Origin of the sequence: Bacillus cereus, assembly GCF_002567495.1 — a bacterium.
In the GTDB taxonomy this organism is placed as follows: Bacteria; Bacillota; Bacilli; order Bacillales; family Bacillaceae_G; genus Bacillus_A; species Bacillus_A cereus_AQ.
The window spans coordinates 1-23,335 of record NZ_NVAP01000011.1 but is presented as its reverse complement, the minus strand read 5'-3'; the positions used below and the strand labels follow the sequence as shown (position 1 = coordinate 23,335).

Sequence of the window (23,335 nt, the reverse complement as noted above, 5' to 3'; positions counted from 1 at the left end):
AATTGATTGTGAGTCTGAAAAAGAAATTAGGTATGGGAGTTGCATCAGCAGCATTGGGGTTATCTTTAATTGGTGGAGGAACGTTTGCATTCTTTAGTGATAAAGAAGTATCAAATAATACATTTGCAGCTGGGACATTAGATCTTACATTAAACCCTAAAACGCTTGTGGATATTAAAGATTTAAAACCAGGGGATTCTGTTAAGAAAGAGTTCTTATTAAAGAACGATGGTTCGTTAAAAATTAAAGACGTTAAATTAGCAACAAAGTATACTGTGAAAGATGCAAAAGGTGATAATGCTGGGGAAGACTTTGGCAAGCACATTAAAGTGAAATTTATTTGGAACTGGGATAAACAAAGTGAGCCTGTATATGAAACAACTTTAGCAGACTTACAAAAAGCTGATCCAGACCTTTTAGCTAAAGACATCTTTGCTCCTGAGTGGGGAGAAAAAGGTGGATTAGAAGCTGGCACAGAGGATTATCTATGGGTACAATTTGTATTCGAAGATAATGGTCAAGACCAAAATAAATTCCAAGGTGACTCATTGAATTTAGAATGGACATTCAATGCTAACCAAGAAGCTGGGGAAGAAAGATAATAAAAAAAGGCGGGTATCCCCCGCTTTTTTTTTATAAAGAAAAAGAAGTGCTGCTTGTAAGCACTTCTTTCTATTTATTATTTTGCTTCCACTTTGTAAATTCAAGAAATTCACGAAATTGTTCTTTGGAGACACCAGAGTTCATTGCATCTTTAACGAGCTGTGTCCATTCGGAGTCTAGGTTAGTTTCCTTTGTTGTTTCATCATGAAGTAAAGTATCAACTGGAATTTGTAGAACTGCTGCGATCTTTTCAAGAAACTGAATGGAAGGGTTTTTTTGTAAATTTCGTTCTATAGAACTAATGTAAGATTTAGCAACGCCAGCTTTTTCGGCAAGTTCAGTTAATGAAATACCTTTTTGTAAACGAAGGCGTTTTATACGTTCTCCAATCATATTTGCGCACCTTTCTATCAATATGTAGTTGTCTTATGATGTCATTATTATAACATAAACTTCGTTAAAAAGAACAAACCTATTGAGCCTGGCTGGATGGCTTCATACGTTGGAAAAATTGCTCGATGTCTTGCATGGCGATACCAGCATCTAGGGCTTCAAGTATTAAATCAATCCATTCTTGATCTAGTGCGTCTGTCTTATCTTTGTACAAATGTAATTCCTCCCTAATTATCGGTCATAATTGCTGCTACAGAACACATGATAATGCAATCGGATTTTGTGTTTTATATAGTGAATTATCAAATATTGTGTAGATGAAACAAAGATAAAATCCCCATTAAACTCCCTCTATGGAAATTATAAATTGTTCGATAAAAACTTTCAATATTTTCAGAAAACATTGTTGAATTGTGATATATTCGTATGCTAACTATGGAATTTTTACAAATATATCAAAAACATTACATAATATGACTAAATATTGAAAAAATATTGAATTTTTAATAAAATTTAATTTGTAATACATATTGTTTATTAGGGGAGGAAATAAGGGATGAGAAAGAAACCGTTCAAAGTTTTATCATCAATTGCTTTGACAGCTGTATTAGGCATTTCATTCGGAGCTGGTACTCAGTCTGTATATGCTGAAACGCCTGTGAATAAGACGGCTACTAGCCCAGTTGATGATCATTTAATTCCGGAAGAACGTTTAGCAGATGCCCTGAAAAAACGTGGGGTAATTGATTCGAAGGCTTCAGAGACAGAAACAAAGAAAGCAGTCGAAAAGTATGTAGAGAACAAAAAGGGTGAAAATCCTGGGAAAGAAGCAGCGAATGGGGACCAACTTACGAAAGATGCATCCGACTTTTTAAAGAAAGTAAAAGATGCGAAAGCAGATACAAAAGAAAAATTAGATAAACCTGCAACAGGTACAACTGCAGCGACAGGCCCAGTTAAAGGTGGTCTAAATGGTAAAGTACCAACTTCTCCGGCAAAGCAAAAAGACTATAACGGTGAAGTTCGTAAAGACAAAGTACTCGTTTTACTTGTAGAGTACGCTGACTTTAAACATAATAATATCGACAAAGAGCCTGGATATATGTATTCTAACGATTTTAATAAAGAACATTATGAAAAAATGTTATTTGGCAACGAGCCATTCACATTAGATGATGGAAGCAAAATTGAAACGTTTAAACAATATTACGAAGAGCAATCTGGTGGTAGTTACACAGTGGACGGAACAGTTACAAAATGGTTAACAGTTCCTGGTAAAGCTGCTGATTACGGTGCAGATGCTCCGGGCGGAGGCCATGATAATAAAGGGCCAAAAGGACCACGTGATTTAGTAAAAGATGCATTAAAAGCAGCTGTAGATAGTGGTATTGATTTATCAGAGTTCGACCAATTTGATCAATACGATGTAAATGGTGATGGAAATAAAAATCAACCAGACGGTTTAATCGATCACTTAATGATTATTCATGCGGGTGTTGGACAAGAAGCTGGCGGTGGTAAATTAGGTGATGATGCAATTTGGTCGCACCGTTGGACAGTTGGACCAAAGCCATTCCCAATTGAAGGTACACAAGCGAAAGTACCATATTGGGGTGGAAAGATGGCAGCATTCGACTACACAATTGAACCAGAAGATGGAGCGGTTGGTGTATTCGCACATGAATATGGTCACGATTTAGGTCTTCCGGATGAGTACGATACACAATATAGTGGTCAAGGTGAGCCGATTGAAGCTTGGTCTATTATGAGTGGCGGAAGCTGGGCTGGTAAAATCGCTGGAACGACGCCAACGAGTTTCTCACCACAAAATAAAGAGTTTTTCCAAAAAACAATTGGTGGTAACTGGTCAAATATCGTAGAAGTAGATTACGAGAAATTAAATAAAGGTATCGGTCTAGCGACGTATTTGGATCAAAGTGTTACGAAATCAGATCGACCAGGTATGATTCGTGTTAACTTACCAGATAAAGATGTAAAAACAATTGCGCCAGCATTTGGTAAACAGTATTACTACAGCACAAAAGGTGACGATCTTCATACGAAGATGGAAACACCGCTGTTCGATTTAACGAATGCAACGAATGCAAAATTCGATTTCAAGTCACTGTATGAAATTGAAGCAGGTTATGATTTCCTTGAAGTACACGCTGTAACAGAAGATGGTAAACAAACGTTAATTGAAAGACTTGGTGAGAAAGCAAATAGTGGAAATGCAGATTCGACAAATGGAAAATGGATTGACAAATCATATGATTTAAGCCAATTCAAAGGTAAAAAAGTAAAATTAACATTTGATTACATTACTGATGGTGGTTTAGCATTAAATGGATTCGCTCTTGATAATGCTTCATTAACAGTAGATGGTAAAGTGGTATTCTCTGATGATGCAGAAGGTACACCACAATTAAAATTAGATGGTTTTGTTGTATCTAACGGCACAGAGAAGAAAAAACATAACTATTATGTAGAGTGGAGAAACTATGCTGGTGCAGATAACGCATTGAAATATGCTCGCGGTCCAGTATTTAATACTGGTATGGTTGTATGGTATGCGGATTCAGCTTATACAGATAACTGGGTAGGCGTACATCCAGGGCACGGTTTCCTTGGCGTAGTTGATTCTCACCCAGAAGCAATTGTAGGAACTTTAAATGGCAAACCAACAGTTAAGAGTAGTACACGATTCCAAATTGCTGATGCGGCGTTCTCATTCGATAAAACGCCAGCTTGGAAAGTTGTATCTCCAACGCGTGGAACGTTTACGTATGATGGCTTAGCAGGTGTACCTAAGTTTGATGATTCTAAAACGTATATTAATCAGCAGATTCCAGATGCAGGACGTATTTTACCGAATCTTGGCCTGAAGTTTGAAGTAGTAGGACAAGCTGATGATAATTCTGCAGGTGCTGTTCGTTTATATCGTTAATACAAAAAACTACCGAGAGATTTTCTTTCGGTAGTTTTTTTGTGAGCATTGAATTTTATATAGCTGAAAAAGTCATATATAATGTAACTTTACGAATAGAAAGTTGTTACATATAAAGTCTATATAAATAATGAAAGAATTGGATAAAAATAGTGGGAGAAGGTGAATGAATGAGTATTTCCTCTATTGTAAATAAACAAAAAGAATATTTTTATAAAGGACATACGAGAAGTGTAGAAACGAGAAAGCGTAATTTGAAAAAACTTTATGAAGGAATTCAACATTTTGAAGATGAGATATTTCAAGCGTTGAAATTAGATTTAAACAAGTCGGTTCACGAATCGTTTACAACAGAAATTGGATATGTATTAAAAGAAATTTCTTTTCAATTGAAACATATTTCATCGTGGAGTAAACCGAAGCGAGTTCGAACAGCACTCACTCATTTTGGCTCAAAAGGAAAAGTAGTACCAGAACCATATGGTGTGACGCTTATTATTGCACCGTGGAACTATCCGTTTCAATTAGCCATTGCACCAATTGTAGGAGCACTTGCAGCTGGGAATACAGTCGTTTTAAAGCCGTCAGAGTTAACGCCAAGCGTTTCAAAAGTGCTTAAGAGAATGTTAGATGAATTATTCCCAGAAGAGCTTGTAGCGGTAGTAGAAGGTGGCGTTGAAGAGAGTACCGCTTTGCTGAGGGAACCATTTGATTATATATTCTTTACTGGTAGTGTTGGCGTTGGAAAAGTTGTAATGGAAGCAGCAGCGAAACAGTTGACGCCACTTACGTTAGAACTTGGTGGGAAAAGCCCATGTATTGTACATAAGGATGCAAAGATAGAGGTGACAGCAAGACGAATTGTTTGGGGGAAGTTTTTAAATGCAGGCCAGACTTGTGTAGCGCCTGATTATATGTATGTGCATTCTTCCGTGAAAGAACAGCTAATTGAGGCACTGCGACATGAAATTACGGAGCAGTATAGTAAAGAACCTTTGCAAAATGACAATTATGTGCGTATTGTAAGTGAGCGTCATTTTGAACGATTATGTCGCTTTTTACAAGATGGTCAAGTCGTAATTGGTGGAAACTATAAGAAGGACACATTACATATTGAACCGACAGTACTAGCGGATATTACATGGCAAGATGCTGTTATGGAAGATGAAATTTTTGGTCCGATTTTACCAATCATAGAGTACGACAACATAGAAGATGTAATTGGCACAATCCAGCAACATCCGAAGCCGTTAGCGCTATATGTATTTTCTGAAGATAAAGAAGTACAAAAGAAAGTGACGAGTAATATTTCATATGGTGGAGGTTGTATTAATGATGCTGTCTATCATCTTGCCACGCCATATTTACCTTTTGGGGGTGTTGGAAGTAGCGGATTAGGGAGTTATCATGGGGAAGAAAGTTTTCGGACTTTTTCACATTATAAAAGCATTTTAGCCCAATCTACAGCATTCGACATGAAAATTCGTTACTCTTCTACAAAAAGTGCTTTAAAATTCATACGAAAGTTGTTAAAATGATGATGGTGTTTATCAGTAGGCGTAGCCGTATGATAATAGCCCCTTCGCAATGGAAGGGGTTTTTCTGTTCGACGTTATGTATCATGCGAAAATGAATCAAACATACTACATAAAGAATAGAAACGAACGCTTGCTAAATAACCATTTTTGTTTGGATCGAAACAAAAAATAGTCTATAGAACATAAATATTTATTCATGAATATAAAAATTTAAATTTAAGGTAGATAGGACGGGAAAATGAAAAAGATTATTAAAGTTGAAGCAGTTGAAAAACATTTTGGAAATCAAGTGATTATCCCACCTCTTTCTTTAGATATTAAAGAGGGAGAGTTTGTAACAATTTTAGGGCCGAGTGGCTGCGGGAAAACGACTTTACTTCGCATGATCGCAGGATTTGAAACTCCAACTAAAGGGAATCTTTTATTAGATGATGAAAAAATTAATGATTTGCCGCCATATAAGCGTCATATGAACCTAGTGTTCCAACATTACGCACTATTCCCACATATGACAGTGGAGAAGAATATTTGTTTTGGTATGAAAATGCAGAAGGTACCAGCAGCAGAGCAGAAAGAGCGTGCTGAAGAGGCAATGCGTTTAACGCAGTTACTTGAGTTCCGTAATCGTAAACCTGCGAAGCTTTCTGGTGGACAACAGCAGCGTGTTGCAATTGCAAGAGCGATTGTAAATAATCCGCGTGTATTACTATTAGATGAGCCACTTGGAGCGCTTGACTTTAAGTTACGAAAAGACTTGCAACGTGAATTGAAAAACTTACAACGTAATTTAGGAATTACGTTCATATACGTAACGCATGATCAAGAAGAAGCAATGAGCATGAGTGATCGTATCGTCGTTATGAATAAAGGACATATCGAACAAATCGGAACGCCGAAAGAAATTTATAATAAGCCGAAAACATTGTTCGTTGCGACATTTATCGGTGAAAATAATATTGTAAAAAATGGGGAAGGCTATGTAGCAATTCGCCCTGAAAATGTAAAAGTACGTTCGGTTGAAGAACCAATTTTAAAAGAATACCATCTTGGACATATTGAAGATATCGAGTTTGTTGGAAATATGGAGAAGCTTTATGTACGTGATGAGAAAACATCAGAATTACTAATGGCATATCAAACTGCTGAAGAAGCAGCGCAGTGGAGCATTGGGGATAATGTATATGTAGGCTGGGAGAAAGAGGACGAGGTGACCTTAAATTGAAAAAAGGGAAATTACTCGCACTACCTACAGTCGCGTGGCTGTTAATTTTCTTCCTAATCCCGCTCGTATTCGTATTAGGATTCGCCTTCATGCAACGCGGAGCATACGGGACAGTAGAAATGCAATTTACGTTAGAGAATATATCCCGTGTGTTTGATCCATTGTACTTAGGGACGTTATGGGAAACTGTTAAAATCGCAGTTATTACAACGGTAATCTGTTTATTAATTGGTTATCCATTTGCGTATACAATTACAATTGTTGATCGCAAATACCGTTCTATTCTTTTATTATTGGCAACGATCCCGTTTTGGATTAACTTCCTTGTTCGTTCATACGCCTGGATTGTTATTTTACGTTCACAAGGTCTTGTGAATACGTTGTTATTAAAGCTTGGTATTATTAGTGAACCGTTAAATTTATTATATAATACACCTTCAGTAATACTCGGAATGGTCTATTCTTTATTACCATTTATGATTTTACCGGTGTATGCAGCAATTGAGCAGCTGGATAAGCGTAAGCTAGAAGCAGCTTATGATTTAGGCGCAACACCAATAAAGGCATTTTGGAATATAACAGTGCCGATGACGATGTCAGGAATTGCGACTGGTTCTATTTTAGTATTCGTTTCTTCTATCGGAATGTTTGTTGTATCAGACGTGATGGGTGGATCGAAAGTAGCATTAATCGGAAACGTTATTCAAAATCAATTCTTAGGTGCACGTGACTGGCCGTTTGGATCTGCGTTATCGATTATCGTTGTTCTATTCTCTGTTCTGTTAATTTACTTATATTATCGTGCAACGAAAGTATATAAATATAATGAGAACGGAGGGGAATAGGCAAAGATGAAGAAGTTTTTAGTTTCTTATTCTTGGTTAATTTTGTTATTCTTGTATTTTCCAATGATGGTTTTAATGGTCTATTCTTTCAACGACTCTCGCATTAATGCGGAGTGGGAAGGTTTTACATTCCATTGGTATACAGATTTATTTCAAAAGCAAGATGTTATTGATGCATTTGTAAATAGTATTACGATTGCAGTTATAACAACGATTGTGACAACGGTACTTGGTGTATTCTTTGCGATTGCTTTACATCGTTATAAATATCGTTTCGAAGGGGCTATTAATGGCCTTGTATATTTACCAATTTTAATTCCTGATATTTTAATGGGATTATCTTTACTAATTCTTTTCAGTCAGTTAGGAATGGAACTTGGACAAACAACGATTATTATTGCACATATTACATTTAGTATTTCGTTTGTTGTTGTTATTTTAGCTGCACGTCTTTCAAGTATGGGACGTGACTTAGAAGAAGCTGCAAATGATTTAGGAGCAACGCCTTGGCAAACGTTTCGTTATGTAACGTTCCCAGCAATTGCACCGGGAGTTATTTCAGCAGCACTATTAACATTCACATTATCAATTGATGATTTTGTGATTAGTTTCTTCGTATCAGGACCAGGATCAACAACATTGCCATTATACATTTACAGTATGGTTAAGCGCGGAGTATCACCAGAAATTAATGCTCTTTCTACAATTTTAATTGTTGCTATCGTAGGATTAATGGTTCTATCTGAAATCTTCCGTAACAAAGGTGCAGATGGTGAAGAAAACTCTGGAGGACACCTTCCTTTATAATACGAACGATATAGAAAGTACGAGGGGGTAATAAACCGATGAAATTAATGAAAAGAATAGCTGGCGTAGCAATTAGCTTTAGCCTTGTTGCTGGTGTGCTTGCTGGTTGTGGTGAAAAGAAAGAAGAATTAAATATTTATAGCTGGGCTGACAATTTTGATGAGCAAGTGCTAAGAGATTTTGAAAAGAAATATAATGTGAAAATTAACTATGATAAGTACGCAAGTAACGAAGAAATGCTTGCGAAATTACAAGCTGGTGGCGCAAAGTATGACTTAATTCAGCCGTCTGATTACATGGTTAAAACAATGGCAAAAATGGATTTATTAGCACCGTTAGATAAAAAGAATATCCCGAACATCGAAAATATGGTTTCTAATTTCAAAACACCTGCGTTTGATCCAGAGAATAAATATTCTTTAGTATATACTTGGGGTGTAACAGGGATTGCATACAATAAAAAGTATGTGAAAGAAGCACCTACAAGCTGGGCTGACTTATGGAATGAGAAATATAAAGGACATGTAACGTTACTAAACGATTCTCGTGAAGTATTAGGAATGGGTCTTAAGAAGCATGGGTTCTCAAACAGCACGAAAGACGATGCAGAGTTAAAGACAGCAGCAGATGATTTAAAGAAGCTGCTTCCAAACTTATTAGCATTTGATACAGATAACATTAAACAAAAATTCATTACTGAAGATGCTTGGATTGGAACAGTTTGGTCTGGAGATGCAGCCTTCATCGCAAAAGATAATAAAGATGTAGAATACGTTGTACCAAAAGAAGGCGGCACAATTTGGGCTGACACGTTAGCAATTCCAAAAGGTGCAAAACATAAAGAGCTTGCTGAGAAATTTATGAACTACTTACTAGATGAAAAAGTAAGTGTGAAAAACTACGAGTCAATCGGTTACAGTAACCCAAATGAAAAAGCTCGTCCTCTTCATAGTAAAGAATATCGTGATAACCACATGATCTTCTTAACGAAAGAAGAGTTAGATCGTACAGAATGGCTTGTTGATGTAGACGACAAGTTGAAAGACTATGATCGTTACTGGACAGAGTTAAAAACAAAAGGTAAATAAGTAAGGAAATGCGGTTTCTAAAGTAGAAATCGCATTTTTTCATAGTAGGAGGAAATCGTTTGAAGAAGAAGTTACATCAATATGAGGTAATATGTATCGCTTTATTACTTGCTGTATTTAGTATTGTTGCTTGGCGAGTACATATAGGTGGCGTGACAGTGATGGATACATATGTCCGTGGATTAGTAAAAGGGCTACAAACGGAGAGTTCTCTTACATTTTTCTCGTACTTTACAAAATTGGGATCAGCAATTGGGATAGTCACTACGCTCGTTATAAGTTTGCTTGTTTTTTGGAAGAAGCGTTATTATGCTGCAATGATTGTGTATCCAATGGGGATTTTAATAACACATCTTGTGAATAAAGGGATAAAAGAGATCGTAAAGAGAGAACGTCCGTCATTAAACGAAGCACTAGATGCACTTGGATATAGTTTTCCTAGTGGACATGCAATGCTATCGATTATGACATTTGGATTTCTTGCTTATATCATTGCTGCTAATTTGAAAAGCATAGCTGGGAAATGTGTCATAACGATTGTAATGGGTATAGTAATCTTATCGATTGGATTAAGTAGAGTCATTTTAAATGTACATTACCCAACTGATATTTTAGCTGGTTACTGCGTAGGTGGTATTTTGTTAATTATCACGATTTACTACCATCGTTTACTTACTGAGAGATTGGGACTTAATAAAGAGAGATAGAAAAAACGTCTGGAAAAACTATCATTATAGTGTTCCCAGGCGTTTTTTGTTTGTATAAAGATATGATACAGTATAAGAGACAATTGAATTATTTAAAGTAGGTGAAAATGTGTGAAGACAAATGTTCATAAAGTTGATAAGTGGGGGAAGTTAGGAGCTTTTTTATATCAATTTCGTTATACAGTAATTGTAGCGTTACTGTTGCTTGCAATCGCACTTGGAATTTTTGCTCCAAAGCTACCGGGAGTATTAGGTGGTGACGGTTTCCAAACGGAAGGAGACTATCAAAAAACAAAAGAGATTTTAGATAAAGATTTTAAGAAGTCTCAAGATACGCTTCTACTCGTTTTTGAGAAAAATAAAGATGCTTCACATGAGGAATTTAGAAAGCGAATAGATGAAATTGTAAAGAATGTTCAAGAGAAAGAGAACTATGAATCTTTCCATCACCCAATCCAAAATAAAGAAATGTTACAAGGCGATATTGGTTATGCGACAATTTTATTTTCCGGGAAAACAAATAAAGAAAGAATGGAAAAGACATTACAATTTGCTGATGAGATTGAGAAAGAAAGTAATGCAGCATTAAAAGTAACACCTACAGGATTTCCAAAAATTAATCAAGAGATTAACGAAAGAACGCAAAATGATTTAAAAGTAGCAGAAATGATTGGATTACCAATTGCGTTTCTTGTATTACTATTTTCGTTTGGTAGCCTTTTAGCATCAATTTTACCGATTTTGAATGGGGCGCTTAGTGTTATTAGCACGATGGGTATATTGTATTTCATCGGTGTTGATAAAGAATTATCTATTTTTGTGTTAAACGTTGCACCGATGATTGGACTTGCACTATCTATTGATTTTGCACTATTATTTGTGAACCGTTTTCGAGAGGAAGTTGCAAAACGAACGGTAAAAGAAGCGATAGCAATTACATATCAGACGGCAGGAAGAGCAATCGTATTTTCAGGATTATGCGTATTTGTTGGGTTGTCCGGTTTGTTTTTCTTTAAGATAGATTATATTCAATCTGTCGCAATTAGCGGAATGATTGTTGTGATTATGAGTATTTTATTCTCACTCACACTTCTTCCAGCATTATTATCGTTAATTGGTAAAAGAATATTAAAAAAGAATCAAGTAGCACATACGCCGGCAAAAGCATGGCGTAAATTTGCACAATTTGTGATGAAACATCCAATTGCAATGATTATTGTTGTTACAACATTTATTGTTATTTGCTTATTACCGTTACGTACAGCTAATTTGCAGTTCCCTGGTGTTGAAGCTTTACCTGAAAAGAGTGATACAAGGATTGCATATGAAAAGTATGAAGAAGCATTTAATGAAACTGTCAAAACACACGCTGATGTTACGTTAGTTGTAGAGACGAAAGAAGATATGAAAGAAAAAGAAAGTCTACAAAAGATAGAAGAAGTCGTTCAAAAGTTAAAAGATGATAAGAAAGTATATGAAGTAAGAAGTTTATACGACGGGCTAACTGGAATGAAAGCAGATCAAGTTGCTGGAATATTGCAGTCGCCAGAAGCAGCGAAACTAAATCCTGTATTTGAAGCATACACGAAAGGGAATAAGACGACGATAGAAGTCTTTTTGAAAACGAAACCACGTACAGAAACTGCGAAACAGTGGGTGCGTGACTTTAAAAAGAACTATAAAGAAACGAATGTTACGTATCATCTGGGCGGAATGACGACGTTTCAACAAGAGTTAGAAGATGAAATTAAAGATAAAGTCGTAATTGGTATGTCTGTTATATTTGGATCGACCTTTATGATATTATTATTTGCATTCCGATCTATACTCATTCCAATTAAGGCAATTATTATGAATATACTTAGCTTAAGTGCGACCATTGGAATTGTTGTTTGGTTATTTGAAGGTGGTCATTTCGGTTTAGAAGCGAGCCCAGTTCTGTTTGTCTTACCAATCTTTATTTTTGGCCTTGTATTTGGGCTTAGTATGGATTATGAAGTATTTCTTATTTCACGTATTCACGAGCTCTATGAAGAAACAGGAGATAACGATCAAGCAACGTTAGAAGGGCTCGTTTCGACAAGTAGAATCATTACATCAGCTGCTTTAATTATGATTGTTGTAACTGGTGCATTCGCATTTACTGATATTTTACCAGTAAAGCAAATGGGGCTTGGCGTGGCATTAGCAATATTTCTTGATGCAACAATTATTCGTCTTATGCTCGTACCAAGCTTAATGAAGTTATTTGGAGACTGGAATTGGTGGTTACCATTTCGAAAAAAACGAGAAAAATCATCGTAAAAAGTGCTCATCATATTGATGAGCATTTTTTTATGAATAGCAAGGCCTATATTTTGCAAATAGTATGTGATAAGAACATTACATACAAGTAGGTGAAGGCAATGTTTCGTTATTTTAAGTTTAAGTTAAATGATACAGTACAATTTGGTGAAAACGATGGGCATATGTATCGCATTGTCGGTTATCGGTTAGAAAAGGGATTTTATCCGAAAGATGAATGGACTCATATCATTTATGAACTACTTAGAGAATTTGACGGTTATACGATGGATGCAGAGGAGGAAGAACTTGTAAAGGTCGTTCAAGTAGAGGATGAGTATTACAAAATACAAGAAGTATCAGGTTATCGTTATCCAGTAAAAATGAAGCAAAAACAACAAGTGATGAAAATAGAAAAGATGGACGATTTATTAGATGCTTACAATGACTATAAAAGGTTGGCAGACTTCTTTAAAGACTTATCATATGAACAAAAAGCTGAAGAAGTATTGTTAGAAATGAAAAGGCTTAGAGCTTGACGGGGCAGTCTATTATAAGACTGTCCTCTATTTTTGACGGTGCATCAAAGTGTGTTTTCCGTTACAATGAGAGAATCAATAGAAATAAGGTGATAAACAGTATGGAAACAAAGAAAAAGGGTGAATGGTGCGAAATTACAGTTCCAGCTAAATGGAATGGTATAAGTATTGAATCGTTATTAAAAGTAGAATGGGAAATACCGAAAAAGCTATTACATCAGCTTCGTATGGAAAAAGGTGTTACGGTTAACGGAGAACAAAGAAGATGGAATGAGCTTTTAAAAGAGAACGATAAGTTACAAGTTCATATGTTTGCGGGGGAAGAGTACGGTGTAGATCCAGAGTATGGTGAATTACATGTAGTATACGAAGATGATCACGTACTCATCGTAAATAAACCAGAGCAAATGGACACACATCCTGCTGAAAAAGGTGGAACCGGGACGCTTGCAAATCTTGTTGCTTTTCATTTTCAAATGCAAGGTTTAGAGACGAAGGTTCGTCATATTCATCGTTTAGATAAAGATACGACAGGTGGTGTCGTGTTTGCTAAGCATAGAATTGCTGGTGCAATTATGGATCGTTTATTAATGGAACGAAAAATTAAAAGAACGTACGCAGCGCTCGTTGAAGGGAAAGTAAAGAAGAAACAAGGAACGATTGATGCTGCTATCGGCAGGGATCGCCATCATGCTACAAGGCGTCGTATTTCTCCAAAAGGTGACCAAGCTATCACATATTATAAAGTAGAAAAGTATTTTAAGAAGCAAAACACGACTTTCGTAACGTTACAATTAGAAACGGGTAGAACGCATCAAATTCGTGTTCATATGAGCCATAATGGTAATCCACTAGTTGGAGATGTATTATATGGTGGACAAACAAAATATATGTCTAGCCAAGCATTACATGCAATGAAGATAAATTTCTTACATCCAATTACAAAAGAAGCGATTGAAGTTGATGTGCCGTTTCCTACAAAGCTAAATAATAAAATAAAAGAATTTCAAAAAGAAAATGCGTAAAGTATAAGTTTTACTTTGAAAAAAGTAGATTTTTGCAGGGATTTCTCTAAAAGAAGCGAAGCCGTTAAGAGAAAAGAGAGGTGAGAATCACTTGATCAAATATAAGTATGTACTTGGAATATTTTTCGCTTGTCTTTTAATTACGCTATGCCTCTATCCCTATTTACCAAATCGTATGGCAGTACATTGGAACGTAAGTGGTGAGCCGAACGAGTTTATGAGTAAACAAGTTGTTGTAGCATTTATTCCTTGTTTTATTATTTTTTCATATGGATTTTTGTATATTATTTCACATAATATATATAAGTTTAATGAAAGAGAGCATTGTATTATAGGCGGATTTATAAAGAAAATTACGTTATTTATTTTGTTTATTCATATGCTTATTCTATTTATTGATTTTTGGGGTTTTATATCCTTTCAGACCGGATTAACGATTGGGATTAGTATGTTTCTTTTTATGCTTAGTAAAGAATTTAAGAAAATAAAAGGTACAGAAAAAGATCCGATTCAATTACAAAAAATTCGTTTAGTGAGTAGACGGATTTTTCAAGTGATGGCATGTGGTATATTGTTTTCAGTGTTTTTGAACTTAGAGTGGGGATTTTATGTATTGCTTAGTGTAATAAGTTGTGGATCTATTTTGTTTATGTTCTATATTTTTTATTCATACATAATAGAAAGTTACGAAACTTAAAAAAGAGTCTTCTCATCATGAGAAGACTCTTTTAATCTATTTATTTCGTAATAAATTGTTGTGTCCAGTAGTTGCCGCTTTCTACATAACCAACACCGATATGAGTGAAGCCGTTATTTAAGATGTTTGCACGGTGTCCAGCGCTGTTCATCCAAGCTTGTACTACTTCTTCAGGTGTACGTTGGCCTTGAGCGATGTTTTCACCTGCAGATGTATAAGAAATACCAAATTTCTTCATCATGTCAAACGGTGATCCGTATGTAGGACTGTTATGATCAAAGTAGTTGTTTTTTTGCATGTCTTCAGATTTAATACGTGCTACTTTGCTTAATTCAGTATCAATTTTTAGTGCTGGTAAGCCTTGTTTTGCACGCTCAGCGTTTGTTAATTCAACAACACGTTGTTCGAACTCACTTAAAGATTTTGCTTCTTCAGCAGGCTTTTGCTCAGCAGGTTTTTGTTCAGTTGGTTTTTGAGTATTGTTGTTTTCAGCTGGTTTTTGAGCTTCTGGTTTTTGAACCTCTTCAGCAGGCTTTTGCTCAACTGGTTTTTGCTCAACAGGCTTTTGAGTTTCTGGCTTAGCTGTTGGTTGCTCAGTTACAACATTTTCAGTAGGTTGTTGACCAGGAATGAAGCAGTTTGGTTGGAAGTTCCCTTGTTGCCATTGTGCTAATGATTCAACTCCCATAGATTGTAAGAATGCTTGTAATTCTTGTTGGCTCATTTGTTTCATCATCACTTTTGAATGCTGAATATTTTGAACCTTTAAGTTAGATGGTTGTACTGTTGCAGCTTGTGCATCTAGAGAAGATACTCCTAAAGTAAGAGCTGTTGCAGCAGCTACAGATAATAAAACACGCTTTTTCATGATGTGTGTCCCCCTATATAAAGTTTTAATTTGTTTTCACACGATTTGTTTTTGACAGCCTGTCTGACTGACAAATTCATCGTAGCATACAATTTGCGAGAAAAAAGATGGAAAAAAATTCATAGACTTTAAAATTACCTAATTTATCCTAAGAGAAGAAGAGAGCAAAAATAAGAGAAATATAGAGTATAAAAGGCATTTATAGCGTTTTTATACTTGGTTTTAAGAGAGGGTTTTTGGATAAAGTTACCTAAATAGAAAATGAAGAATCCTATTGTATCAATGGTTTGAGCATTTTTTTGAGGAATATAATGGATTGATTTTTACAAAACTGTAATGTTTCTGTTGTTCTTTTTTATAATAAAGTAACATATTTTTAATGTTGTAGCAGACAAAAAAGCGGCTATCTCTTTACATAGACGAAGGAGATAGCCGTTTTCCTATTATTACGTATGTTACGAGTTATTACGAGTTGGTTTCAATTGCTTCTAATAATAAATCTACAATGTGAATTCCTCTCAGTTTATGAGAAAGGCCTTCTCGCTCAATACCTAATTTCATTTGCAATAAACAACCTGGATTTGCAGTAACAATGGTTGTCGCGTCTGTTTCATGCACACGGTCCATTTTGTAATCTAGAAATTCCATTGATAGCTCTGAATGAACAATATTGTAAATACCAGCAGAACCACAGCAGCGGTCCGCATCTTTCATTTCACGATATGTTGCACCTTGGATAGCCTCTAGTAACATACGAGGTTCAGAAGCTGTGCGCATAACATTGCGCAAATGACAAGAGTCTTGATACGTAATAATTTGCTGCGGGAGTCGTAAGTCAGTTCGCTTATGGAAGTCTAGTTCTACTAGTATAGCAGTAATATCTTTAATCTTAGAAACAAACTGCTTAGCACGTTCAGCCCACTCCGGATCATCCTTTAAAAGATAATCATAGTCTACGAGGTAAGCTCCGCAACCACCTGCATTCGTAATAATATAGTCGATGTTTAAATCTTCGAATGCCTTTATATTTCGCTTTGCTAATTCTGTTGCTCCACTCTTTTCACCAGCATGTCCATGCAATGCACCGCAGCAACTTTGTGTTTTCGGAATAACGATATCACAACCAGCTAATTGAAGAAGTTTCATCGTTGCGTTATTTGTTTCTAAAAACATCGTATCCATTAAGCAACCTGTGAAGAATGCAACTTGTTTTTTCTTTGAACTTTCTGCAGGTAAAAATGAAGGACGATCTTTCATTGCTTTCATTTTAGGGACTTTCGGCAAAACGAGATCCATCGTTGTAAGTGTTTCAGGGAATAACTTCATAATACCTGTTTTATGTGTTAGTGTTTGTAAACCAGAACGTTGATAAAATCCAATTAGTCCTGTTAATATTCTCATTCGATTTTGATGCGGGAATAATCCTTCAAAAACGACTTTACGAACGGCTCTTACAGGCATTGAGAATTTTTTATTTTGATTAATAATATCGCGAGCTTCTTCTAATAAATGTCCATAATTTACACCAGATGGACAAACAGGCTCACAAGCACGGCAACCAAGACAAACGTTTAATGTATTTTCAACATCTTCATCTGGCTCGATTAAACCATCAACGACTGCTTTCATTAATGCGATACGTCCGCGCGGTGAATGTGCCTCGTTATATCCGGATTGAATGTAGGTAGGACAAGTAGGTAAACAAAAACCGCATCGCATACAGTTTAGTAGCTCATCTTCACTTAATCGTTCTTTAAATTCCTTTTGAATATTTGCTTTATTTAATGTGGTCATCGCTCAACCACCACTCTTTTTCGAGTGTCTTTCGCGAACATTTTTCCAGGATTCATAATGTTATTTGGATCGAAAGCTTGCTTTATCCCTTGCATAGCTGCAATACCTTCTTTACCTAATTTCATTTCTAAATATGGAGCTTTCATCGCACCAACACCATGTTCACCGGTAATTGTGCCACCAAGTTCAATTGCTTTCGCAAAGATTTCAGCAAAAGCTTGTTCAGCTCGGTGCATTTCTTCTTCATTACGAGCATCTGTCATACAAGTTGGATGTAAGTTACCATCACCAGCGTGCCCAAACGTACAAATAGGAATATTATATTTTTTTGCGATGGCATTAATAGCTTCAACCATTGGAGCGATTTGTGAACGTGGTACAGTTGCATCTTCTAATATTGTAGTAGGTTTTAATCTTGCGAGCGCTGATAGAGCACTTCGACGAGCGGTACGAAGCGCATCTGCTTCCGTCTCATCTTTTGCAACGCGAACATCAACTGCATTCATAGAGTGGCAAACGTTAGCCATTTTTTCAATATCTCGATTGACTACTTCGGGCGGACCGTCTTGTTCGATTAATAAAATTGCTTTTACATCTGTAGGTAAACCGATTTGTGCAAACTCTTCTACTACTTCAATTGTCGGTTGGTCTAAAAACTCCAGTGTCGCTGGAATGACTTTATTTGCAATAATAGAAGAAACAGCACGTGCAGCTTCATTAATATCTTCATAGAGTGCAAGCATTGTTTTCTTTGTTTCAGGCATAGGAACAAGTTTTAATATCGCTTCTGTTACCACACCAAGTGTTCCTTCAGAACCGATAAATAAACGAGTTAAATCGTAACCAGCTACATCTTTTGCTAATTTACCGCCAGTGCGAATAATATCACCATTTGGTAAGACAAGTTCAAGCCCCATTACATAATCACGTGTTACGCCATATTTCAAGCCGCGTAATCCACCTGAATTTTCATTAATATTGCCGCCGATTGTAGAAATCTTCATCGAACTTGGATCTGGCGGATAAAATAAACCTTTTTCTTCTACTGCTTTAATAATATCAAGTGTAATGACACCGGCTTGTACAGTAATTGTTAAGTTTTCTTCATCAATTTCTAAAATATTGTTCATATGGCGGAAAATAAGGACGATACCACCTTCAAGTGGACATGTTCCTGCGCAAAGATTTGTTCCAGACCCGCGAACATACACAGGAATTTTGTGAGTGTTACATACTTTTAACACTTCAGCTACTTCATTTGTATTACGTGGAGCAATGACTGCATCAGGCATTGCTTGGAAGTTTGGAGTGGCATCATAACTATAAGTTAAACGACCCATATTGGATGTATCTACATTATCTTCGCCAACAATAGATACGAATGAATGAATAATTTGATTTTCTAACATTGGAAATCCCCCTCAAACTGTTAACGTGTTTAGTTATAATAAACAACGTGGTAACAGTGCTTTCATTATAATGATAAAAAAGTTGGGGGATTCTTTCTATATATAATCATCTAAAGATTACTCTATTTTATCGTTCTTTTTTGTGTGATTATCTAATAAGAGGAGCGCGAAGTATAAAATATGTAAGTCTTTGAATTGTTTTGGATCAAGTTCTGTATGTTCTTCAATCTTTTTTAGCCTGTAATGTAATGTGTTAATGTGTATATGTAATTGTTTAGCTGTCTGTTTATAAGATTGGTTATAATCGATAAATAAGCGTAAAGTATGTAGAAGCTCAGGAGATGATAGTAAATTTTCGATGGTGCGCTCTAGAAATTGTTCACGCGTTTCGGTAGAAATATCTTGTAAACACATTTCTAAACGTAAATCTTCATTAAATACAATTTGTTTCGTTTCCAATGATACAGAAAGAGCACGTAATGCTTGTTCGTAAGATATGTTCATATTGTTTGGGATAACTGTTTGTCCAATCCCGATATATAAAGGAATAGAAAATAAAGCTTCGCAGTCTTGTTTTAATCGTTTTAAAAATTGGTACGTTTGCTCTTTGGAGCTCATCGCTGTAAATAAAATAAAACGATCATTTCCCCACCGAACAAATAGATGCTCCTTTGTTAATATATTGCGTACATGTTGCCATATTTTACGCTGGAGCATCGTGTCATTTTGGCCAATAGAAAACAAAATAAGTTGTTTTTTCTTATATAAATCAATACCAAGTGTTTTGGCGCGATCGAGAAAACTTGGAGACCATTCTATATTTTGAAGCCAATCAAAGACGAAAGCTTCATAAGAACGGTGCTCAAGTTCTAGTTGCTCTAAAAAGTAGTTTTCATGAATTAATAACTCGGTCATCTTACGCAATATTTCTCCGTAGCGTGAAATATTTTCAGGTTCTCCTGTAATTCCAATGACACCAATTACTTCGTCATGAAATAATAAAGGAAGATTCATCCCAGCCTTTACACCTTGCAACTGCCTTTCATCTTCTGTTGTAATGATGACGGTTTTCTTTTGTTTAGCGCAGCGGAGTGCACCTTCATGAAATTGACCAATTCTTTCTGTATCTGTACTTGCGATAATAACGCCTTGTATATTAATAATAATAATATTTTCTGTAATTAGTCTGCGTACCTCTCGTACAATTTTATTCGCTAAATCAGGAAATAGCATAATTGACACACCTCAAATTCTATTTGTTGTACATTATATATGTAAATTGAGTAAGAAAGGAAAATTTCACACTTTCCACACATTTATTTGTTATTTTACAATTATAACGAAATCATCCGAAGATGGAGGGAATCTTTTGAGAAAGTATGTTTTTCTTCTCTGTTTTTTATTTCTATTAGTAGGGTGTCAAGGAAGTTCATATACACCAATTGCTAAAGATAAAAATGTTCTTATAACAACGAATATCAAAGAAGGCAGTATTAGTTTTATTGATAAAAAAGATAAAAAGTTAATCACGACATGGGAACTAAATGAGCCAATGGCCGGAATCACACTGCTTCCAAACGGTGAGGAAATCCTTGTATACGGTAAGCAATTAGAATATATGTATGTATATTCACTAGCGGAAGGAAGGCAAGTGGCAAAATATAAAACTGGAAAGGGCATTGTAAATGTGGTCGTATCAGAAGATAAAAAACAATTATTTGCTGCCGATCAAAATGTTCAAAAGGTAAGGTTCTTTACGATAAATGGGAAAGAGACAGGAAATGTTTCAACAGGAAAAGGGCCTATAACTATGGTAGAGTATCATAATCAGTTATCTGTACTAAACTTTTATGATACGAAACTAACGACAATTGATACGAAGAAAAAAGAGGTTGTTCAATCCTTTATGATTCCGCCAGCATCAACAGGAGCGACGATTAGTCCTGATGGGAAAGAAATATGGATTGGCGGACATGGTGATGGAAATCAAGTAAATGAGAAAGTGTTAGTGTATTCTTTACAGAGCGGCGAGATGGTGCGTTCTGTACACGCTCCATTTATGCCTGTGAATATAACGAAGGATAGTAAGTACGTATATGCATTAAGTCACGGGTCGAATACACTTAGAAAGTTTGATAGTAGCACATATAAAGAAATAGCTTCTGTAGAAGTAGGATCGAATCCATTTGCATTTTTGGAGAGTGGAGCAGAAGGATATGTAGCAAGTTATGATAGTGATGAAGTATGTGTCATGGATATGAAAAATTTGAAAATAAAACAAACAATTAAAGTCGGAAAAGGACCGTTTCAACTCATAGAGAGGGAAGGGAAGGACAATGAATAAATATAGAGTGCTAGTTGTAGATGATGAAAGTGATATGAGACAGCTTGTTGGAATGTATTTGGATAACTTCGGATATGAGTGGGGAGAAGCTGAAAATGGAAAAGAGGCTCTTAAAAAACTAGAAACGGATCATTATGATTTCGTTGTATTAGATATTATGATGCCAGAAATGGATGGACTTTCAGTTTGTAAAGAAATTAGAAAAACGTCCGATGTGCCGATTATATTTTTAACCGCAAAAGGTGAAGAGTGGAATAGAGTGAACGGCTTACGTATGGGAGCGGATGATTATATTGTAAAACCGTTTAGTCCTGGTGAATTGGTAGCACGTATGGAAGCAGTGTTAAGAAGATATACAAAGCAAGAACAGCAAGAAGAGATTCAATTTGGACCAATTCTTATTAATGAAAAAAGTAGACGAATCGAGGCGGATGGTGAGCCGATTTCTCTTACTGTAAAAGAGTTTGATTTACTATATTTTCTTTGCCAACATACAGGACAAGTATTTAGCCGGGAGCAATTACTGGAAAAGGTATGGGGATATGATTATGCGGGAAGTACAAGAACAGTAGATACGCACGTGAAAACGATGCGATTGAAGCTTGGAGAAAGTGGAAACTACATTCAAACTGTTTGGGGTGTAGGCTATAAATTCGAGGTGTAACATATGTTTACGATGGTACAAAAGCTTTGGCTTACAGTAGTATGTGCAGTGTGTGTAACAGTGTCCTTTCTTTATTTCGTATCTTTATACTCGTATGAAAAACTATATGTTGATAATTTAAAAGGTTCATTAGTAATGGAAGGAAAAAGTCTTGCTGCTCAATATGATAAGCACGAAGGAATATCAACTTTTGAAGAGAAAGTAAGGTCATTTGATCAAATATCTAGTTCAGACGTTCTTTTCGTGTCTAATCCGCGTGATTTAAGTGCATGTTTGCCTTTTGATGTGCATCATCATTCTCTTATAAGTGAAGGAGATAGGCAAACACTATTAGATGGGAAAACTGTGACAAAGATAGGATATGAAGAACATTTTGACCGTAATATTATGGGGGTTGTCATCCCTGTATTGGAAAATAAAAAATTAGTCGGAATTGTATATTCTTATATTCCTTTAAAAAGTATAAAAGACTTAATATATGATATGGGTCTTATTTTAGCACCACTAGCAATTGCAATGATTTTAATTACGATATGGGTTGGAAGAAAAATTATAATTGCAATAACGAAGCCGCTTTCGCAAATGGAGCGGGTTGCAAACCATTTGGCTACGGGAGATTTCTCGGAGCGGATTACCGTTTCTTCAGAGGATGAAATTGGACGACTAGGAAAAGCATTTAATAAAATGGCAAATTCATTAGAAACAGAAGATGTAAAGCGTAAGGAATTTTTAGCAAATGTTTCGCATGAACTTAGAACACCGCTTAGTTATATAAAAGGATATAGCGAGGCTATTTTAGATGGCGTTGCAAAGGGACCACAGCAGGAAAAAGTAACGCAGCTGATTCATAAAGAAGCAGGGCGTATGCAGCGTCTCGTTCATGATTTGTTAGACTTGGCACAATTAGAAGGTGAGCATTTTCCGTTAAAGAAGCAACCTATCGTTTTTTCACAGCTGATTGAAGACGTATTAGATACGTATGAAATTAAGTTTATAGAAAAGGAAATTCATATTTCAACCAATTTAAACCCAGAGGTCATTGTCATGATTGATGAGGATCGTATGCAACAAGTGCTCCATAATGTGTTAGATAATGCGATACGGTATACAAATCAAAACGGAGATATCGTTATAACTTTAGAGCAGATCGATGATTACTGTGAATTAAAAATAAAGGATACAGGAATCGGAATTGATAGAGAGCATTTAGAGAATCTTGGCGAGCGCTTTTACCGAGTTGATAAAGCGAGAAGTCGTCAACATGGTGGAACAGGTTTAGGCCTTGCCATTGTGAGACAAATTGTTCATATACATGGTGGACATTGGCAAATTGAAAGTGAAAAAGGTAAGGGAACAACGGTTATTATTAAACTGAATGTACAGGATGAGGGTGGCATGTTCTAATTTTAGGACATGCTCTTTATATTGAAGAAAATAGTTATCCCGCTATTTGCCGGGCAGTAAGACCCCCACCCAAAAATTCAGCGGAAGCAAAGAAGTTAGATGGAGGCCCTGCTGCCCGTAAACGCCCGATTGGTGAGGGCTGATTAAAGTTTCACTTT

At 35.9% G+C, this 23,335-nt stretch carries 21 protein-coding genes; 15 read left to right on the top strand and 6 right to left on the bottom strand.

The annotated features are described in order from the left end of the window. The first annotated feature begins 8 nt into the window (after positions 1-8). Entirely contained in the window at positions 9-602 is a 594-nt protein-coding gene (calY, locus tag COK05_RS05695; RefSeq protein WP_098611795.1) for a biofilm matrix protein CalY, read from the top strand. 70 nt (positions 603-672) lie between these two features. On the opposite strand, the gene COK05_RS05690 is transcribed toward calY, so the two are convergent. Together COK05_RS05690 and COK05_RS05685 are read right to left on the bottom strand one after the other, a co-directional pair. After that, positions 673-996, bottom strand: coding sequence for a helix-turn-helix domain-containing protein (locus COK05_RS05690; RefSeq protein WP_000578884.1), 324 nt, complete (start codon positions 994-996; stop codon positions 673-675). Between the two features lie 79 nt (positions 997-1,075). Next, complete coding sequence (locus COK05_RS05685) at positions 1,076-1,210, bottom strand: anti-repressor SinI family protein (protein WP_000276219.1); 135 nt, start codon at positions 1,208-1,210, stop codon at positions 1,076-1,078. A 342-nt stretch (positions 1,211-1,552) separates the two neighbouring features. Here COK05_RS05685 and inhA1 point away from each other — a divergent pair, with 342 nt between their 5' ends. The 11 genes from inhA1 to COK05_RS05630 all read left to right on the top strand — a co-directional run bounded on the left by inhA1 (position 1,553) and on the right by COK05_RS05630 (position 14,694). Further along, on the top strand, positions 1,553-3,943 hold the full coding sequence (inhA1, locus tag COK05_RS05680) for a M6 family metalloprotease immune inhibitor InhA1 (protein ID WP_098611794.1): 2,391 nt from the start codon (positions 1,553-1,555) through the stop codon (positions 3,941-3,943). 170 nt (positions 3,944-4,113) lie between these two features. After that, a complete protein-coding gene (locus tag COK05_RS05675; RefSeq protein WP_098611793.1) occupies positions 4,114-5,481 on the top strand; it encodes an aldehyde dehydrogenase in 1,368 nt (455 codons plus the stop codon). 238 nt (positions 5,482-5,719) lie between these two features. Further along, positions 5,720-6,703, top strand: a complete 984-nt coding sequence (gene potA, locus COK05_RS05670) for a spermidine/putrescine ABC transporter ATP-binding protein PotA (protein ID WP_098611792.1) — start codon at positions 5,720-5,722, stop codon at positions 6,701-6,703. Beyond that, complete coding sequence (gene potB / locus COK05_RS05665) at positions 6,700-7,548, top strand: spermidine/putrescine ABC transporter permease PotB (protein WP_000715500.1); 849 nt, start codon at positions 6,700-6,702, stop codon at positions 7,546-7,548. Before potA ends, potB begins: the two co-directional genes overlap by 4 nt. A 6-nt stretch (positions 7,549-7,554) precedes the next feature. After that, positions 7,555-8,355 carry a spermidine/putrescine ABC transporter permease PotC gene (gene potC, locus COK05_RS05660; protein ID WP_000714192.1) on the top strand — a complete coding sequence of 267 codons (801 nt, stop codon included), beginning with the start codon at positions 7,555-7,557 and terminating at the stop codon, positions 8,353-8,355. A gap of 38 nt (positions 8,356-8,393) precedes the next feature. Further along, positions 8,394-9,443: a spermidine/putrescine ABC transporter substrate-binding protein PotD gene (gene potD, locus COK05_RS05655; RefSeq protein ID WP_098611791.1), complete on the top strand. Its 1,050-nt coding sequence runs from the start codon at positions 8,394-8,396 to the stop codon at positions 9,441-9,443. Between the two features lie 59 nt (positions 9,444-9,502). Next, positions 9,503-10,150: a phosphatase PAP2 family protein gene (locus tag COK05_RS05650; RefSeq protein ID WP_141538908.1), complete on the top strand. Its 648-nt coding sequence runs from the start codon at positions 9,503-9,505 to the stop codon at positions 10,148-10,150. 111 nt (positions 10,151-10,261) lie between these two features. Continuing rightward, entirely contained in the window at positions 10,262-12,454 is a 2,193-nt protein-coding gene (locus COK05_RS05645) for an MMPL family transporter (RefSeq protein ID WP_098611790.1), read from the top strand. Between the two features lie 101 nt (positions 12,455-12,555). Next, positions 12,556-12,972, top strand: coding sequence for a histidinol dehydrogenase (locus COK05_RS05640; RefSeq protein ID WP_098611789.1), 417 nt, complete (start codon positions 12,556-12,558; stop codon positions 12,970-12,972). A gap of 101 nt (positions 12,973-13,073) precedes the next feature. Further along, a complete protein-coding gene (locus COK05_RS05635) occupies positions 13,074-13,997 on the top strand; it encodes an RluA family pseudouridine synthase (protein WP_098611788.1) in 924 nt (307 codons plus the stop codon). 91 nt (positions 13,998-14,088) lie between these two features. Continuing rightward, positions 14,089-14,694, top strand: a complete 606-nt coding sequence (locus tag COK05_RS05630) for a DUF1648 domain-containing protein (protein ID WP_098611787.1) — start codon at positions 14,089-14,091, stop codon at positions 14,692-14,694. A 40-nt stretch (positions 14,695-14,734) separates the two neighbouring features. Here the strand turns inward: COK05_RS05630 and COK05_RS05625 are convergent, their stop codons facing one another. From COK05_RS05625 to COK05_RS05610, 4 genes are all read right to left on the bottom strand, one after another. Then, positions 14,735-15,562 (bottom strand): CAP domain-containing protein, encoded by an 828-nt coding sequence (locus COK05_RS05625; protein ID WP_098611786.1) that lies wholly within the window; start codon positions 15,560-15,562, stop codon positions 14,735-14,737. A 465-nt stretch (positions 15,563-16,027) separates the two neighbouring features. Further along, a complete protein-coding gene (locus COK05_RS05620) occupies positions 16,028-17,356 on the bottom strand; it encodes a (Fe-S)-binding protein (protein ID WP_098611785.1) in 1,329 nt (442 codons plus the stop codon). Further along, positions 17,353-18,765: a glycolate oxidase subunit GlcD gene (glcD, locus tag COK05_RS05615; RefSeq protein WP_098611784.1), complete on the bottom strand. Its 1,413-nt coding sequence runs from the start codon at positions 18,763-18,765 to the stop codon at positions 17,353-17,355. Before glcD ends, COK05_RS05620 begins: the two co-directional genes overlap by 4 nt. Positions 18,766-18,882: 117 nt before the next feature. Continuing rightward, positions 18,883-20,007, bottom strand: a complete 1,125-nt coding sequence (locus COK05_RS05610) for a CdaR family transcriptional regulator (protein ID WP_141538907.1) — start codon at positions 20,005-20,007, stop codon at positions 18,883-18,885. A 127-nt stretch (positions 20,008-20,134) separates the two neighbouring features. On the opposite strand from COK05_RS05610, the gene COK05_RS05605 reads away from it, so the two are divergent. Genes COK05_RS05605 through COK05_RS05595 form a run of 3 tightly spaced genes read left to right on the top strand, consistent with a single transcriptional unit; the run spans position 20,135 to position 23,177 of the window. Further along, positions 20,135-21,109, top strand: a complete 975-nt coding sequence (locus COK05_RS05605; RefSeq protein WP_098611782.1) for a YncE family protein — start codon at positions 20,135-20,137, stop codon at positions 21,107-21,109. Beyond that, entirely contained in the window at positions 21,102-21,773 is a 672-nt protein-coding gene (locus COK05_RS05600; protein WP_001046396.1) for a response regulator transcription factor, read from the top strand. The genes COK05_RS05605 and COK05_RS05600 overlap by 8 nt, the downstream gene beginning before the upstream one ends. A 3-nt stretch (positions 21,774-21,776) precedes the next feature. Further along, positions 21,777-23,177 carry a sensor histidine kinase gene (locus tag COK05_RS05595; RefSeq protein WP_098611781.1) on the top strand — a complete coding sequence of 467 codons (1,401 nt, stop codon included), beginning with the start codon at positions 21,777-21,779 and terminating at the stop codon, positions 23,175-23,177. Positions 23,178-23,335 lie beyond the last annotated feature (158 nt).

Bases quoted from the DNA above. Each gene is read 5' to 3' on its own strand.
- potA (WP_098611792.1), top strand. From the start codon at position 5,720: ATGAAAAAGATTATTAAAGTTGAAGCAGTTGAAAAACATTTTGGAAAT.
- COK05_RS05620 (WP_098611785.1), bottom strand. From the start codon at position 17,356: ATGACCACATTAAATAAAGCAAATATTCAAAAGGAATTTAAAGAACGA.
- COK05_RS05600 (WP_001046396.1), top strand. From the start codon at position 21,102: ATGAATAAATATAGAGTGCTAGTTGTAGATGATGAAAGTGATATGAGA.
- COK05_RS05595 (WP_098611781.1), top strand. From the start codon at position 21,777: ATGTTTACGATGGTACAAAAGCTTTGGCTTACAGTAGTATGTGCAGTG.
- COK05_RS05640 (WP_098611789.1), top strand. From the start codon at position 12,556: ATGTTTCGTTATTTTAAGTTTAAGTTAAATGATACAGTACAATTTGGT.
- potD (WP_098611791.1), top strand. From the start codon at position 8,394: ATGAAATTAATGAAAAGAATAGCTGGCGTAGCAATTAGCTTTAGCCTT.
- potC (WP_000714192.1), top strand. From the start codon at position 7,555: ATGAAGAAGTTTTTAGTTTCTTATTCTTGGTTAATTTTGTTATTCTTG.
- glcD (WP_098611784.1), bottom strand. From the start codon at position 18,765: ATGTTAGAAAATCAAATTATTCATTCATTCGTATCTATTGTTGGCGAA.
- COK05_RS05625 (WP_098611786.1), bottom strand. From the start codon at position 15,562: ATGAAAAAGCGTGTTTTATTATCTGTAGCTGCTGCAACAGCTCTTACT.
- inhA1 (WP_098611794.1), top strand. From the start codon at position 1,553: ATGAGAAAGAAACCGTTCAAAGTTTTATCATCAATTGCTTTGACAGCT.
- COK05_RS05675 (WP_098611793.1), top strand. From the start codon at position 4,114: ATGAGTATTTCCTCTATTGTAAATAAACAAAAAGAATATTTTTATAAA.
- COK05_RS05690 (WP_000578884.1), bottom strand. From the start codon at position 996: ATGATTGGAGAACGTATAAAACGCCTTCGTTTACAAAAAGGTATTTCA.
- COK05_RS05635 (WP_098611788.1), top strand. From the start codon at position 13,074: ATGGAAACAAAGAAAAAGGGTGAATGGTGCGAAATTACAGTTCCAGCT.